The sequence below is a fragment of the Paenalcaligenes hermetiae genome (assembly GCF_039543645.1).
In the GTDB taxonomy this organism is placed as follows: Bacteria; Pseudomonadota; Gammaproteobacteria; order Burkholderiales; family Burkholderiaceae_B; genus Paenalcaligenes; species Paenalcaligenes hermetiae.
On record NZ_BAABKD010000009.1, the window covers coordinates 281,074 to 295,959 of the forward strand.

15 protein-coding genes are annotated in these 14,886 nt (G+C 47.6%); 1 reads left to right on the forward strand and 14 read right to left on the reverse strand.

From position 1 onward, the window contains the following. Positions 1–52 precede the first annotated feature (52 nt). Positions 53–292 (forward strand): hypothetical protein, encoded by a 240-nt coding sequence (locus tag ABD980_RS07070; protein WP_345370611.1) that lies wholly within the window; start codon positions 53–55, stop codon positions 290–292. A gap of 39 nt (positions 293–331) precedes the next feature. Here the strand turns inward: ABD980_RS07070 and ABD980_RS07075 are convergent, their stop codons facing one another. The 14 genes from ABD980_RS07075 to ABD980_RS07140 form a co-directional block, all read right to left on the reverse strand. Continuing rightward, positions 332–2,353, reverse strand: coding sequence for a UvrD-helicase domain-containing protein (locus ABD980_RS07075; protein WP_345370613.1), 2,022 nt, complete (start codon positions 2,351–2,353; stop codon positions 332–334). Between the two features lies 1 nt (position 2,354). Next, a complete protein-coding gene (locus tag ABD980_RS07080; protein WP_345370615.1) occupies positions 2,355–4,409 on the reverse strand; it encodes a primosomal protein N' in 2,055 nt (684 codons plus the stop codon). 51 nt (positions 4,410–4,460) lie between these two features. After that, entirely contained in the window at positions 4,461–5,537 is a 1,077-nt protein-coding gene (hemE, locus tag ABD980_RS07085; RefSeq protein ID WP_345370617.1) for a uroporphyrinogen decarboxylase, read from the reverse strand. A 32-nt stretch (positions 5,538–5,569) separates the two neighbouring features. After that, positions 5,570–6,313 carry a helix-turn-helix domain-containing protein gene (locus ABD980_RS07090; RefSeq protein WP_300646905.1) on the reverse strand — a complete coding sequence of 248 codons (744 nt, stop codon included), beginning with the start codon at positions 6,311–6,313 and terminating at the stop codon, positions 5,570–5,572. A 170-nt stretch (positions 6,314–6,483) separates the two neighbouring features. Continuing rightward, a complete protein-coding gene (locus ABD980_RS07095) occupies positions 6,484–6,906 on the reverse strand; it encodes a F0F1 ATP synthase subunit epsilon (protein ID WP_300646904.1) in 423 nt (140 codons plus the stop codon). A gap of 13 nt (positions 6,907–6,919) precedes the next feature. Next, a complete protein-coding gene (atpD, locus tag ABD980_RS07100) occupies positions 6,920–8,338 on the reverse strand; it encodes a F0F1 ATP synthase subunit beta (RefSeq protein ID WP_260650174.1) in 1,419 nt (472 codons plus the stop codon). A gap of 45 nt (positions 8,339–8,383) precedes the next feature. Further along, positions 8,384–9,298, reverse strand: coding sequence for a F0F1 ATP synthase subunit gamma (atpG, locus tag ABD980_RS07105; protein WP_300646914.1), 915 nt, complete (start codon positions 9,296–9,298; stop codon positions 8,384–8,386). Positions 9,299–9,362: 64 nt separating this feature from the next. Continuing rightward, entirely contained in the window at positions 9,363–10,904 is a 1,542-nt protein-coding gene (gene atpA, locus ABD980_RS07110; RefSeq protein WP_300646903.1) for a F0F1 ATP synthase subunit alpha, read from the reverse strand. A gap of 36 nt (positions 10,905–10,940) precedes the next feature. After that, a complete protein-coding gene (locus ABD980_RS07115) occupies positions 10,941–11,477 on the reverse strand; it encodes a F0F1 ATP synthase subunit delta (RefSeq protein WP_260650176.1) in 537 nt (178 codons plus the stop codon). A 14-nt stretch (positions 11,478–11,491) separates the two neighbouring features. Then, the gene (locus ABD980_RS07120) at positions 11,492–11,962 is read right to left on the reverse strand and encodes a F0F1 ATP synthase subunit B (RefSeq protein WP_260650177.1); all 471 of its coding nucleotides are present in this window, start codon (positions 11,960–11,962) and stop codon (positions 11,492–11,494) included. Between the two features lie 141 nt (positions 11,963–12,103). Then, positions 12,104–12,346 (reverse strand): F0F1 ATP synthase subunit C, encoded by a 243-nt coding sequence (gene atpE / locus ABD980_RS07125; RefSeq protein WP_260650178.1) that lies wholly within the window; start codon positions 12,344–12,346, stop codon positions 12,104–12,106. A 106-nt stretch (positions 12,347–12,452) separates the two neighbouring features. Further along, a complete protein-coding gene (gene atpB / locus ABD980_RS07130; RefSeq protein WP_260650179.1) occupies positions 12,453–13,334 on the reverse strand; it encodes a F0F1 ATP synthase subunit A in 882 nt (293 codons plus the stop codon). Positions 13,335–13,375: 41 nt separating this feature from the next. After that, entirely contained in the window at positions 13,376–13,810 is a 435-nt protein-coding gene (locus ABD980_RS07135; RefSeq protein ID WP_260650180.1) for an ATP synthase subunit I, read from the reverse strand. A gap of 297 nt (positions 13,811–14,107) precedes the next feature. Continuing rightward, positions 14,108–14,884 (reverse strand): enoyl-CoA hydratase, encoded by a 777-nt coding sequence (locus ABD980_RS07140; RefSeq protein ID WP_345370624.1) that lies wholly within the window; start codon positions 14,882–14,884, stop codon positions 14,108–14,110. Between the last annotated feature and the right edge of the window lie 2 nt (positions 14,885–14,886).

Sequence of the window (14,886 nt, forward strand, 5' to 3'; positions counted from 1 at the left end):
TACAATTCAAATACTGTCAGTTCCAACGCTTACTCATCTAAGGACATTTATCATGGCAACGCTACCTGCTGATTTTCAATACACCCGCTGGAGTGACTCTATCGAACGCTCCGTTATGAACCAAGTGCTTAGCAATGGTGAGGCGGTGTCTATGAAAGACATCGGCGGTACCATGTTAAAAAGCTGCAAAAAAATCGGCCACGCCTTAGGTAATGCTATCTGTAAAATGGCTGAAGCCCTCTACGAAGCTCGCGCCAAAGAAGCTCGTAGATTAATCAGCAATTATTACTAATACTAAAAAGCCACTCTTCTGAGTGGCTTTTTTCATGCACTAACTTTTTAATAAGTCCTTTAACATAGTTAAGCGCTCTTTTGGACTCATATGCACTTGAGCGGCTTCAACAATAGCGCTTTCTGCTAGCCCCATTTCAGCAATAAAACGGGATTTCTCCCGAACCGTATATTCTTTAGCTCGGCGGCGCCGTTTACACCAACTAACTCGTAAACTTCTTTGTGCACGTGTGATCCCCACATACATAAGACGGCGCTCCTCTTGAATGCGCTGCGTTAATACTATTTCTTCTTGGCCCACCGGTATATCTTCATCGTCACGGCCTAAATGTGGTAGTAAGCCTTCCTCTACCCCAATCAAAAAAACATGTTTGTATTCAAGCCCTTTAGCCGCATGTAATGTCGACAAATGCACCGCGTCCGTGTCCTCATCTTTTTCATTTCTCTCGAGCATCGTAATTAACGCGACATGCTGCGACAAGTCGAGCAAACTCATCTCATCAAACTCGGCTTTAGATTTAAGCCAATCCACGAGCTCCAATACATTTTGCCAGCGCGCTAAGGCTGGCTTATCATCAAAAACATCATAGAGGTAACGCTCATAATCAATAGCAGCAAGCAGCTCATCCAACACCGCAGCCGCCGCTTTACCAGTTTGCTCTGCTTTTTGTCGCATACGGGCAATAAACTCAGCAAAAACCTGTAATGTTTTTACCTGTCTATCGGCTAAACGACCTGTTAAGTGAACCAAATCGATCGCCTCAAACATTGAAAGCTGGTGCTCAACGGCGACCTCACCAAGTTGAGTTAATGTTGTTTGACCTATACCGCGCCGTGGTGTTGTAGCAGCACGAATAAATGCAGGATCATCATCAGGGTTAGCAATCAAACGCAAATACGCTAAGATGTCACGAATTTCCGCTTTATCAAAAAAGCTTTGTCCACCACTCATCACATAGGGGATGCGTAACTCTCGCAGCTGCTGCTCAATAAGACGCGCTTGTTGATTACTACGATACAGTACGGCAAAATCCCCCCATCTCGCTTTACGTTCAAACTTTTCAGCCGATAAGCTAATGCCAACCCACTGCGCCTCGGCCTGCTCGTCATCGCAGTCCTTTATTTTAATGGGCTCTCCTATGCCTAAATCTGACCACAGCTTTTTACCAAAAACCACAGGGTTATGGCCAATCACCTGGTTTGCTGCTTCTAGAATACGCTGGGAAGACCGATAGTTTTGTTCTAGTTTAATCAGTTTTAGCTGTGGGTAATCCACCGTCAGTTGGTGCAAATTTTCTACCGTAGCCCCTCGCCACGCATAAATGGCCTGATCGTCATCCCCGACTGCGGTGAACATTGCCCTATCGCCAACCAACAACTGCACCAGCCGATATTGACAAGCATTAGTATCTTGATACTCATCTACTAGCAAATAATGCACGCGTGCCTGCCAACGCTGGCGTACCTCTTCATTAGTAGCTAACAGCTGTGCTGGTAACCGTATTAAATCATCAAAATCCACTGCTTGATAAGCACGTAATGTTTCATCATAGCTGCGATAGACTTTAGCAGATTCAGCTTGGCTAGGCGTTTGTACCGCTTGGGCTGCCGCATCAGGGCTCAATAACGCATTTTTCCATAAAGAAATATCTTGCTGCACCGCACGCAATCGCCCTTTATCTGTAGTCGCTAATAGCTCTTGGATAATCCCTAACGTATCATTTGCATCCATAATGGAAAAACGGGGCTTCAAACCAGCATACTCAGCCTCTTCACGCAATATTTTTAAACCCAATGAGTGAAAAGTACTAATCGTTAGCCCTTTTGTTAGGTGCTTGTCCAGTAGCCCTTGCACCCGCTCTTGCATTTCCTTGGCCGCCTTATTGGTAAAAGTCAGCGCCACAATACGTCGCGCACTGTATCCACACTCACCAATTAAATAGGCGATTTTTTGAGTAATCACTCGGGTTTTACCACTCCCAGCCCCAGCTAAAACGAGAGCCGGACCATCTAAATAACGTACAGCCTCGTACTGTGCGGGGTTTAAACCTAATGCCGACATCTTAAATATCCTGAGGATCGATTTCTAATACAAACTTACAACGATAGTATTTCGCTAGCTCATCTAATTGCGGAGCCCAGGCTCGTATAAAAGCGTGCAAAGCCAACCGGTTAGGGCTTTCTATGAGTAATTGTGCCCGTTCAATATTAGCCACGCGCATGATACGTAAAGGCACCGCATCGTATACAAACACATGCTCCATGCCTGGCAGCTCTGGATGCTGTGCCCACTGTTTCGCATGACGCAAAAATGCCATCGCCTGATCTAATTGCTTTGACTCGGCCGTTATCAACGCTAAGTACACAAAAGGCGGTAAGCCAACCTGCTGCCGCTGCTGCAACTGGTGTTCCGCAAACAAGGGATAATCTTGCTGTACCAGAGCTTGATACACAACATGCTCGGGATAATCCGTTTGCACTAAAACCCTAGCTCCAGTCTGATGGCGTCCTGCACGCCCAGCGACTTGCATCAACTGTGAGAATAAGCGTTCTGGCGCTCGAAAGTCTTGTGCGAATAACATGGTATCAGCATTCAACACCCCAACCAGAGCAAGCCGACTAAAATCATGCCCCTTGGAGACCATCTGCGTTCCCACCAAAATATCCACTTCCCCAGCATGGACCTGAGCAAATAGTGCCTCTGCGCTACCTTTACGACGCGTGCTATCGGCATCGATACGTAATACCCTAGCCTGCGGAAAACGTTGCGCTAAATATTCCTCGACCCGCTGTGTGCCTTTACCCAGAGGGGTTAAATCCACATAACCACAGTCGGGACAATGCTTGGCCACGGGGCTCTGGCCACCACAATGGTGGCACTGCATATAATGTTTATATCCTTTATGTAAGACAGCATAAGCGGAGCAATGCGGACATTGGCTCAACCACCCACACGACCCACAGTGCAATACAGGCGCATACCCTCGCCGATTAAGAAAAATCAGCGCTTGCTGGCCTGCCTCCAAGGTCTTTTCCAAGGCAGTAATTAACTGTGGACTATAGCCTTGCTCTAATTGGGCACGTCGCGTATCAACCAGCTCAATGGCGGGTAATGGTACCGACTTAGCCCGTTGCGATAAGGTCAAAAGCTGATAGTGCCCTTGCTGCGCATGATGCCAGCTTTCTAAAGAAGGCGTGGCAGAGCCTAAAACCACAGGTATCTGTTGCTGCTGTCCCCGCCATAGAGCTAAATCTCGTGCAGAATAACGTAAACCTTCTTGCTGCTTATACGAATGATCATGCTCCTCGTCCACGATAATTAAGCCAAGATTAGGCATAGGCGTAAAAAGCGCCAATCGCGTGCCTAATAAAACGTTCGCATCACCCTCGTAAACCTGCAGCCAGTTTTCTAAACGCTTGCCCGCAGCTAAACCACTGTGCATCACCGCAATACGATACGGCTGATTATGCTCATCAACCAAACGCCCACGTAACATGTGCTCAAATTGTGGGGTTAGGTTAATTTCAGGCACCATAAATAGCACCTGCTTTCCCTGTGCCAACACCTGTAAAGCGACCCGCATATAGGTTTCTGTTTTGCCACTACCAGTCACCCCAAATAACAAATAACGCCGAGCACCTTGGTCAATATGAATCTGCTCAAGTGCTGCTGCTTGTTCTGCGGTTAATTCCGGCGCAGCAATCGCTTTAGCACGCTTAGGCGGAGTGGAGGATTTTTTTTGACGTGCTCGCAACCGTGCGACGGGACCGCCTTTTGACAGCTTTCCAGTATAAGCTGCTGGTCGTCGCAATGGACTAGGCAACACAGGTATGACCACCTCGCCTAAAGGGCGATGATAGTACTGCGCCGCAAACTGAGCTAAAGCAAGCCAATCCCTTGGCATAGGTGACACATCATCCAAGACCATACGAATGGCCTTTACTTGCTCGGCATTATATTCAGGTTGCTCAGGGGTTTGGATCACCATGCCAATTAACTGGCGTACACCAAACGACACTAACACTCGTGTCCCAATTGCTACTGGCTCTTCATGATAATAATCAAAGAGCCCAGCTAAGGGTACGTCCAATGCCACACGTAACCAGTATTTAGCCATAGAGTAAAAAGGCTCAAGATAACTTGAGCCTAGAAGTATATAAGTTAGGGATTAAGCCTGGTGGTATTGCGCACTATAACTATGTACCTCGTCCACTAAGACCTTCACCATATCAGGATCTGTGAAGCGTGAAATACCGTGACCAAAGTTAAATACATGACCACCTTGTCCTATCGGACCAAAGTCATCAATCACTCGGCGTACTTCTTTACGAATCGCTTCTTCGCCGCCAAACATGACCATAGGATCCATATTGCCTTGAAAAGCCACCTGGTCTTGTAGACGCTGGCGCGCTTTGGTCAAGTTAACCGTCCAATCAACCCCTACTGCATCAGCACCACACTGCACAATGTCTTCAAGCCACTGACCACCACCCTTAGTGAAAACAATCACAGGCACACGGCGACCATCATGCTCACGGATTAAACCATCTACGACTTTTTTGGTATAACGCAATGAAAACTCTTGGAAGAGTGAGTCGGCCATGACACCACCCCAGCTATCAAAAATCATAGCTGCTTGCGCCCCGGCTCGGATCTGCTCATTTAAGTACTGAATGGTTGTCTGAGCATTGATTTCAAGAATATGGTGCACCAAGTCTGGACGCCCATACATCATTCCTTTGATCAGGCGATAATCAGCAGAACCTTGGCCTTCGACCATATAGCACGCGATTGTCCAAGGGCTACCCGCAAAACCAATAAGAGGGACTTTACCGTCGAGCTCGCGGCGAATAAGATTTACCGCATCAAAAACGTATTGCAGCTTTTCCATATCAGGAACGGCCAAACGCTTAACGTCCTCTTCAGTTCGAACCGGGTGAGCAAATTGAGGGCCTTCGCCGTGAACAAAATCCAAACCTAGTCCCATGGCATGGGGAATCGTTAAGATATCCGAAAATAAAATCGCCGCATCAAGATCAAAACGACGCAAGGGTTGGAGTGTAACTTCGCAAGCGTATTCCTTATTTTGCGCCAGTCCCATAAAAGATCCAGCCTCGGCACGCGTTGCACGGTATTCGGGCAAATAGCGGCCGGCTTGGCGCATTAGCCATACGGGGGTATAGGGAACTGGCTCGCGCAATAAAGAGCGCAACAAAATATCGTTTTTAAGTTGTGGTAATGACACGGCAATTCCTAAGTAATCAATGCCTGCTTATTTTAGTGGATTAATGGCTGATCTGGGCAGGCAGACACCCTAAATTTCTCAGCATTAATATTATGTTTGCGCATCAGCTCCCAAAAGGAGCGTCTATGCTTTTGTGCAGCACGCGCTGCTCGCGTAATATTGCCTTGATTTTGCATTAAAGCAGCGCAAATGTATTCTTTTTCAAAACACTGTACCAGCATTTTTTTTGCTTGCTGGAATGAATGATGCTGCAAACCAAACTGTTCATTCATCGTCGCAACATATTGCTCGATAGGAGCAGAAGCATCTTGCAATACGGGTTGCGGCAAATGATCAAAATTTTGGTCTGAAGAGGTATATTTTACCGCCATGGACTGGCGAGCACGCTGCACTAAAATCTTAACACGGATAGGAAGCTCGATTGGGACGCTATAATCCATAATAAAGTCCAACGCGCCCACATCCGATAAGTCCTGTATAGCTAAAGGATGCAAATTACGCACTATAGCTAGCACCGGACAACGCAAGTACGGTCGAGCATAATATAAATGGCTACGTAACCAAGAAAGATTATCCGCACTTGCTGCAACAATAATTGCATCATATTGGTTCAGACAATCGGCCCAGTGCAAAGTGCCTTGCTGCTGACTATCAACATCCAACAAGGACTCAAAAGATCGTTTCTCAAGGCAAATATTTTTATATTTTGCCTCATATAACGAGGCCCATTGACTTTTCTCATCAAGTAGTAATACAGCTCGTAAATCTCTCAACATTATGTAGTACTCCTCTTACGATTAGCTGCTACATAATACTGACACTTGAGCAAAAAAAAGACTCGTATAAGCCGTAATAGTTAACTATTTGAGTAGGATAAAAACCTCATAGTCGTTACGTAAAAAATAGGCGCCTAGTGGCGCCTATTTTTGCAAAGCAGAAAATCGGATTAGTGGCGAACTGATTTACTAAACTTGCGAGCAGCTTGCGCTTGAGCCGCTAACATTGCTAATTCCGCTTCCATTACAGCAATATCCACTTTATCTTTGGTATTGCGCAGGGCTTCTTCAGCTTGTTTACGTGCCTCTAATGCTTTTTGCTCATCCAGGTCCTCAGCACGAATCGCCGTATCCGATAAAACAACGACTTTACCAGGCTGAACTTCGAGAATACCGCCGGCAACGAAGATATGCTCTTCTGTGCCGTCGGCAAATTCGATTTTCATGGTGCCTGGACGGATACGCGAAATCAATGGTGTGTGACCAGGTAAGATACCAAGCTCACCGGACTCTCCGGGTAAAACAACAAACTTTGCTTCACCCGAGAACATTGATTTTTCCGCGCTGACTACGTCAACTTGAAGCAACGCCATGACTCAATCCTTATTATAGGGTTTTGGCTTTCTCGAAGGCTTCGTCGATGTTACCTACCATGTAGAAGGCTTGTTCAGGTAGCTCATCACACTCACCCTCAACAATCATCTTAAAGCCACGAATGGTTTCAGCCAATGGAACGTACTTACCAGGCGCTCCGGTAAAGACCTCGGCTACGTGGAAAGGCTGAGACAAGAAACGCTGGATCTTACGTGCGCGGGCAACGATGAGTTTGTCTTCAGGAGACAATTCATCCATCCCAAGAATCGCAATAATATCGCGAAGCTCTTTATAGCGCTGTAAGGTCTGCTGAACGCCACGTGCAACTTCGTAGTGCTCTTGACCAACGATCTGTGGATCAAGCTGACGACTTGTAGAGTCAAGTGGGTCTACTGCAGGGTAAATACCTAAAGCAGCAATATCACGAGACAATACAACAGTAGAGTCTAAGTGCAAGAAAGTTGTTGCAGGAGATGGGTCAGTCAAGTCATCCGCAGGAACGTATACCGCTTGGATCGAGGTGATCGAACCAGTCTTGGTAGAAGTAATACGCTCTTGGAGCTTACCCATTTCCTCGGCCAATGTAGGCTGATAACCCACGGCAGAAGGCATACGTCCAAGTAGAGCGGATACCTCTGTACCAGCTAGGGTATAGCGATAAATGTTATCCACAAAGAACAACACATCACGGCCTTCGTCACGGAACTTCTCGGCCATCGTTAGACCAGAGAGCGCTACACGTAGACGGTTCCCTGGGGGCTCGTTCATCTGACCGAACACCATGGAAACTTTGGACTCTTTCAAGTCATCTAGCTGAATTACGCCAGCTTCTGCCATTTCGTGGTAGAAGTCGTTACCTTCACGGGTACGCTCACCCACACCAGCGAAAACAGATAAACCGCTATGCTGCTTAGCAATGTTGTTAATGAGCTCAAGCATGTTAACGGTTTTACCCACACCCGCACCACCGAACAGACCCACTTTACCCCCTTTAGCAAAGGGGCAAACCAAGTCAATAACCTTAATACCGGTTTCTAGTAGTTCTACGGAGGGTGAAAGTTCGTCGAATTTCGGTGCTTCCTGGTGGATAGAACGTAATTCGTCGGAATCAATAGGGCCTACCTCGTCGATAGGACGACCTAAAACGTCCATAATACGACCTAAAGTGCCCACACCGACAGGTACAGAAATTGGTGCACCTGTATTGGATACGGCCATGCCACGGCGCAAGCCATCGCTGGAACCCATAGCAATGGTGCGGACAATACCGTCACCTAATTGCTGCTGCACTTCAAAAGTTAAGTCATCTTCTGCAAATTTAGAATCTGCATCGACTAGCTTTAGCGCATCATAAATCTTTGGAATGCTGTCGCGGGGGAACTGAATATCCACCACGGCGCCGATGCACTGAACGATGGTACCGTTGCTCATGTTTAGTCCTTGCTTAATAACGTATACGGTAAGCCTAGCGGATAATTATACCGCTGCGGCTCCCCCCACGATTTCAGAAATCTCTTTAGTAATAGCAGCTTGACGTGTTTTGTTGTAAACCAACTGTAGCTCGTCAATAACCTTAGCGGCGTTGTCGGAAGCAGCTTTCATTGCAACCATGCGTGCCGATTGCTCCGATGCCATATTTTCGGCCACAGCCTGATACACCAAACCCTCTACATAACGCTGTAATAGCTCATCAATTACAGTTTTTGCATCGGGCTCATAGATGTAATCCCAGCCGTACTCGGAGTTATTTACGTTTTGTGCGGCTTTGACGGCTTCGTCATCACCTGACTGGAAGGGGTCATCCAGACCACTTGGTAGAGGCAATAAACGAATAAACGTGGGGTCTTGTTTCATGGTATTCACAAAACGGGTGCTGGCTAAATAAACCGCATCAATTTTGCCTTCCATGTAATCATCAAGCTGCACTTTTATGGCGCCAATCAAACGAGATAGATTAGGTTCGTCGCCTAATTGGACTTCTTGGGAAACCAAGTTCGCACCAACTCGAGCTAATGTGCCCGCGCCTTTGCTACCCAGAGCGGTGGCTTGTACTTGAATGCCCTGCTCTTCAAAATCACGCAAGCGATTAAGCACCACACGCATCACGTTGGTGTTTAGACCACCACACAACCCCTTATCCGTCGTCACCACGATCAACCCTACGGCTTTGAGCTCTTTGCTTTCAACCATGTACGGGTGGGTGTATTCCGGATGGGCCTGCATTAAATGTGCGGCAATTTGGCGCACTTTATCTGCGTATGGACGGCCTGCTCGCATGCGCTCTTGTGCTTTACGCATTTTCGAAGCAGCGACCATTTCCATCGCCTTGGTGATCTTGCTCGTATTTTGTACGCTCTTGATCTTTGTACGAATTTCTTTAATTCCGGCCATCACACTTTCCTGTAAAGGCATGATGGAGCCTGCATTAGGCAAGCCCCTTCGATATGCCTATGAGTTAGAATGCGCCGTTCTTTTTAAAGTCTTCGATCGCAGCACGTAATTCGGCCTCATCTTCACTGCTGAGCTTGTTATTTTCAGCAATGCGTTGTACCAAATCCGCGTTTTTACTGCGTAGCGAGTCTTTAAGCGCTTTTTCAAATGACAGAATCTGCTCTACTTCGAGGTCATCAAAATAACCGTTGTTCACAGCAAAAAGAGCCACTGCCATTTCCCACACGGGTAGTGTTACGTATTGTGGCTGTTTGAGCAGCTCAACCACACGACGACCACGCTCTAGCTGACGGCGAGTTGCCTCGTCAAGATCCGAAGCAAACTGAGCAAAAGCAGCCAATTCACGATACTGAGCCAAGTCGGTACGAATACCACCGGACATTTTCTTCATGATATTGGTTTGCGCTGCACCCCCCACACGCGATACGGAAATACCAGCATTAATCGCAGGACGGATACCGGAGTGGAATAAGTCAGTTTCCAAGAAAATCTGACCGTCAGTAATCGAAATCACGTTTGTCGGTACGAAAGCCGATACGTCACCAGCTTGGGTCTCAATAATTGGCAATGCAGTGAGAGAACCAGTTTTGCCTTTAACCGCACCGTTCGTGAATTTTTCTACGTAATCCGCATTCACACGAGCGGCACGCTCTAACAAGCGGGAGTGTAAGTAGAACACATCACCAGGGTAAGCTTCACGCCCTGGAGGACGACGTAGCAGCAAGGAAACCTGACGGTAAGCCCATGCCTGCTTGGTTAAGTCATCATAAACGATAAGAGCGTCTTCACCGCGATCACGGAAGTACTCACCCATCGTACAACCTGCATATGGAGCTAAGTACTGCATAGCGGCGGACTCAGAAGCCGAGGCAGCAACCACGATGGTGTACTCAAGTGCACCGTGCTCTTCGAGCTTACGTACTACGTTGTTAATAGTAGAGGCTTTTTGACCTACCGCAACGTAAATACATTTAACGTCTTTGCCTTTTTGGTTAATGATCGTGTCAACGGCAACCGCAGTTTTACCCGTTTGACGGTCACCAATAATCAACTCACGCTGACCACGACCAATTGGTACCATAGAGTCGATGGCTTTAATACCGGTCTGTAAAGGCTGATCAACAGACTGACGTGCAATTACCCCAGGGGCAACTTTTTCGATCACGTCGGTTTCTTTAGCATTTACCGGACCCTTACCATCGATAGGGTTACCTAGTGTATCTACCACTCGGCCTAATAGTTCAGGGCCTACTGGTACTTCAAGAATGCGACCTGTTGTTTTAACAGGGTCACCTTCGGAAATGCTGGTGTACTCACCTAAAATCACAGCACCAACGGAATCACGCTCTAAGTTAAGCGCTAAACCGAAGACGTTGTTAGGGAACTCGAGCATTTCGCCCTGCATCACATCGGATAAACCGTGGATGCGTGTAATACCGTCAGTCACGGATACCACCGTGCCTTGGGTGCGAACGTCTGTGGACACGCTTAAGCCTTCAATGCGGCTTTTTAGCAGTTCGCTGATCTCAGACGGGTTAAGTTGCATGTTCAGACTCCTGGAATCCTGTATTCTGGCCTGCGATCAAGCTGCCAGTGTGTCGCGCATGCGGGCCAGTTGGGCCTGCACGGAAGTGTCTAGTACTTGGTCACCAACCATTACGCGTACACCACCGATCAAAGTAGCGTCCACGGTCACCACAGGCTTGAGCTTTAAGCCAAATTTCTTTTCGAGCGCAGCGACGAGATCGGCGATTTGCTCGGGGCTTAGTTCAAAGGCGCTAGTAATATGCGCTAGCTCCGTACCTTCGAGTTGGTGTTTCAAAGCGTCGAATTGCTCTGAGATATAAGGCAAAAGTAATACTCGGCCTTTATCTACGAGTAACTCGAGGAAGTTCCGCGCTTTGTCAGAAAGCGGGGTTTTCATCAGACCTGCAAAAAGCTCATAACGCTGTTGGTTAGATAGCCCTGGTGTTTTTAGGGTTTCTCTAACGTCTGGGTGACCGGCCACCTGAGCCATTTCGGACAACAGGGCCGACCACTGCTCTAGCGTACCCTCATTGCGTACAGACGCAAAAAGAGCCTCGGCGTAAGGTCTGGCAATAGTCGATAGTTCAGCCATGGCCTGCCTTCAGATTAAAGTTGAGCCTTAAGCTGCTCTAGCAGCTCGGCATGCGCTTTGGAGTCAACTTCGCGTTGCAAGATCTGCTCAGCGCCTTTAACTGCCAATACCGCAACTTCGCCACGCAGTGTGTCGCGTAAGCGTTGCACTTCTTGTGCGGCATCTTGTTGAGCCTGCGCAATGATGCGCGCTTTTTCCGCTTCTGCCTCATGGCGAGCCTGTTCGATTAGCGCAGCAGCTTGCTTTTCAGCTTCGGCCAAGCGCGAATGGTTATCAGACTTTGCGGATGCTTCCATCAGACTGATACGCGCCTGAGCTTGTGCTAGGTCAGCCTTGCCTTTTTCGGCAGCAGCCAAACCATCAGCGATTTTCTGGCGACGATCATCGATTGCTTTTGTCAAGGGAGGCCATACGAATTTCATCGTAAACCATGCCAAGACGAAAAACACGATCATCTGAAAAAAGAGAGTCGCGTTTAAATTCACGGTCGTTTCCCTTATATACCACTCGTGTCCGGCGCTAGTAGGAAGCTACCTGACACCATCTAATCAAGCCGCTAGCGGCGCGTATATGAGCACCGCTCACGACTGCCTGTCCGCCTTAGGGCAAGCGGACCCGCGCCGCAATTAACCAATAAATGGGTTAGCGAACGCAAACAACATAGCAATACCAACACCAATTAGGAAGGCCGCATCAATTAGACCTGCTAAAAGGAACATTTTGGTTTGCAAAGCGTTCATTAGCTCAGGCTGACGAGCAGAGGCTTCTAGGTATTTACCACCCATTAGGGCGATACCGATACTGGCACCAAACGCACCCAGACCGACGATAATACCGCAAGCAAGGGCAACGAAAGCAACGTTGGTCATGACAACTCCTTGGTTAAAAATCTTGTGAGTTCAAAATTACAAAAAAACGGCGTAGCAGAGGAATTCTGCATCCCGATTTTGGTGACCGACCAAAATCGGAAACTGATTAATGGCCTTCGTGAGCCTGACCTACATAGACGAGTGTCAGCATCATGAAAATAAATGCCTGTAGCAGCACGATCAAGATGTGGAAAATGGCCCACACCGAACCGGCTAATACATGGCCAATACCCAAGCCAAGGCTTGCGCCATTAAACCCTGTCCATGCACCGCCTAGTAAAGCGATAAGCATGAAAACTAATTCACCAGCAAACATGTTGCCGAACAACCGCATACCGAGAGACACGGTTTTAGCACCGTACTCAATCAGGTTGAGGAGAATATTAAATGGTGAAAGCAATACACCTGCAATCCCACCAAACGTGAAGGGAGCAGTAAAGAGTTCTTTGACGAAACCACCGGGCTTTTTGATCTTGATGCCGTAGTAAAGTGTGAGTAACAGCACACCTAAAGACATACCCATAGGTACGTTCAAGTCAGCAGTAGGCAAGATGCGATGGTAATACAAGGGATCGCCAGCTTCAGCGCCTAGGCCTGTTACAGCAAATGTCCAGGGCAACAAGTCGACAGGGAGTAAGTCGAGCACGTTCATGAGGACGATCCAGAGGAAAACGGTGAGTGCAAGAGGCGCCACAAAACGGCGGGATTCTTCACTAGGAACGATAGATTTAGCTTGGTCTTCTACCCAGCCAACAAGAATTTCAATCGCGGCCTGAAAGCGCCCAGGTACACCAGCTGTAGCCTTGCGCGCGGCACGGTACATGATGTAGATGGCAATAAGACCCATGAGCAACGACCAAAAAGCGGAGTCGTAGTTGATAACGCTGAAATTGGCGATTACATCTTGTTTTTCCCCGATGTTGTTCAAATGAACGAGGTGATGTTGAATGTAATCTGACTGAGGCGAATTAGCACTAGCAGCAGCCATCTGTAATTACCCTGTTATGTTAAAGGCCCTTAAGCCCACGATTAAGGCAGCTTGCCCAGAGCAAGCAGCACTACGTAACCCTTTAAAACACCTATCAAACCAAACAGCAAGGCAGGCCAAACCAACCACTCGTGAAACTGCCATGCTGCCACACCTAGTATAGCGATTGCTGTTCCGAGTTTAAACGCCTCTCCCCAAAAAAAGGACATAGCATTGGCGTTGGCGCCACCAATCAAACCCAACAATAAGCGCACCGCAAAAATGGCATTAGGTACAAAATATGCCCCAGCTCCGACCAGTGCCGAAACGGCTGCATATGTTCCCCCCCACCATGCTGAAAGCAAAATGGTGAGTAACGCCAAACTAGCCTGCGCTATGAGCACCTGTACTATACCCAATGAGGAACGCTGCGCCAAACGCTGGCGTTGCTCTGGGCTAAGCACAATGGCTTCGATTTCTGTTTGATTTCCAGTCATAGTATCCGAAGAATATGACTGATTAGGCCCGTTGACCCGCCGCATATCCTAATGGTTTCCATAAATTTTTGCAAAGAAGCTTTGATTCATAAGCCCTTTTTGCGCTAAATTGAACGTAACAAAGAACATGCCGTCGGCGTCAAGCCCATGAAGTATAGCTTCATTTTTTTGTTGCAAGCAAATCTGTTTTGCTTTTTGTGTAACAAAAAACAGCAAATTCTAAGCAAAAGCCACAAAAACCCCCACTGAAAACCTCTTGCAAGGCGCTTAAAATAAGGCTTTCAGTGATTTTTGAAATTATTTGTGCTTAAAGTCAGGCTGACGCTTTTCTACAAATGCCGCCATCCCTTCTTTTTGGTCTTCGGTGGAAAACAGCGCATGAAAGTTGCGACGCTCGAACATTAGGCCTTCGCTTAGACCGCTTTCATAAGCGCGATTGATGCTCTCTTTAGCCATCATCACAGAAGGCAAGGACATGCTTGCAATCGTTTGCGCGACTTCCATGGTTTTTTCCATGAGTTGCTCAGTAGGCACAACGCGTGATACGAGTCCCATTTGATCGGCTTCTTGCGCGCTAATCATACGCGCTGTCAACACCAAGTCCATGGCTTTAGCTTTACCAATCGCACGGGGTAAACGCTGGGTGCCACCATAGCCAGGAATAATACCCAACTTGATTTCAGGCTGCCCAAAACGCGCATTCTCAGCGGCAATAATCATATCGCATAGCATAGCTAGCTCGCAGCCACCACCTAATGCATACCCAGCTACAGCGGCAATCAGTGGCTTACGCACATCACGCAAATATTGCCAATCACCACCTAAGTAGTCCGCATTGTACACATCACTAAAATTCCATTGGCTCATTGCGCCAATATCAGCCCCTGCCGCAAACGCTTTTTCGTTACCCGTTAATACAATGACGCTGATGTTTGGGTCAGCTTCAAAGCCTCGGATCGCTTGCGCTAGCTCAGCAACCACCTCATTGCTCAGGGCATTCAGGGCTTTAGGACGGTTTAATGTTAAAACAGCCACACGACCATGGGTTTGGACTAAAACTAAGGGTTCGCTCACAT

Coding starts and splice junctions, on each gene's coding strand:
- ABD980_RS07070 (WP_345370611.1), top strand. CDS start 53: ATGGCAACGCTACCTGCTGATTTTCAATACACCCGCTGGAGTGACTCT.
- ABD980_RS07075 (WP_345370613.1), bottom strand. CDS start 2,353: ATGTCGGCATTAGGTTTAAACCCCGCACAGTACGAGGCTGTACGTTAT.
- ABD980_RS07080 (WP_345370615.1), bottom strand. CDS start 4,409: ATGGCTAAATACTGGTTACGTGTGGCATTGGACGTACCCTTAGCTGGG.
- ABD980_RS07090 (WP_300646905.1), bottom strand. CDS start 6,313: ATGTTGAGAGATTTACGAGCTGTATTACTACTTGATGAGAAAAGTCAA.
- ABD980_RS07095 (WP_300646904.1), bottom strand. CDS start 6,906: ATGGCGTTGCTTCAAGTTGACGTAGTCAGCGCGGAAAAATCAATGTTC.
- atpD (WP_260650174.1), bottom strand. CDS start 8,338: ATGAGCAACGGTACCATCGTTCAGTGCATCGGCGCCGTGGTGGATATT.
- atpG (WP_300646914.1), bottom strand. CDS start 9,298: ATGGCCGGAATTAAAGAAATTCGTACAAAGATCAAGAGCGTACAAAAT.
- atpA (WP_300646903.1), bottom strand. CDS start 10,904: ATGCAACTTAACCCGTCTGAGATCAGCGAACTGCTAAAAAGCCGCATT.
- ABD980_RS07115 (WP_260650176.1), bottom strand. CDS start 11,477: ATGGCTGAACTATCGACTATTGCCAGACCTTACGCCGAGGCTCTTTTT.
- atpE (WP_260650178.1), bottom strand. CDS start 12,346: ATGACCAACGTTGCTTTCGTTGCCCTTGCTTGCGGTATTATCGTCGGT.
- atpB (WP_260650179.1), bottom strand. CDS start 13,334: ATGGCTGCTGCTAGTGCTAATTCGCCTCAGTCAGATTACATTCAACAT.
- ABD980_RS07135 (WP_260650180.1), bottom strand. CDS start 13,810: ATGACTGGAAATCAAACAGAAATCGAAGCCATTGTGCTTAGCCCAGAG.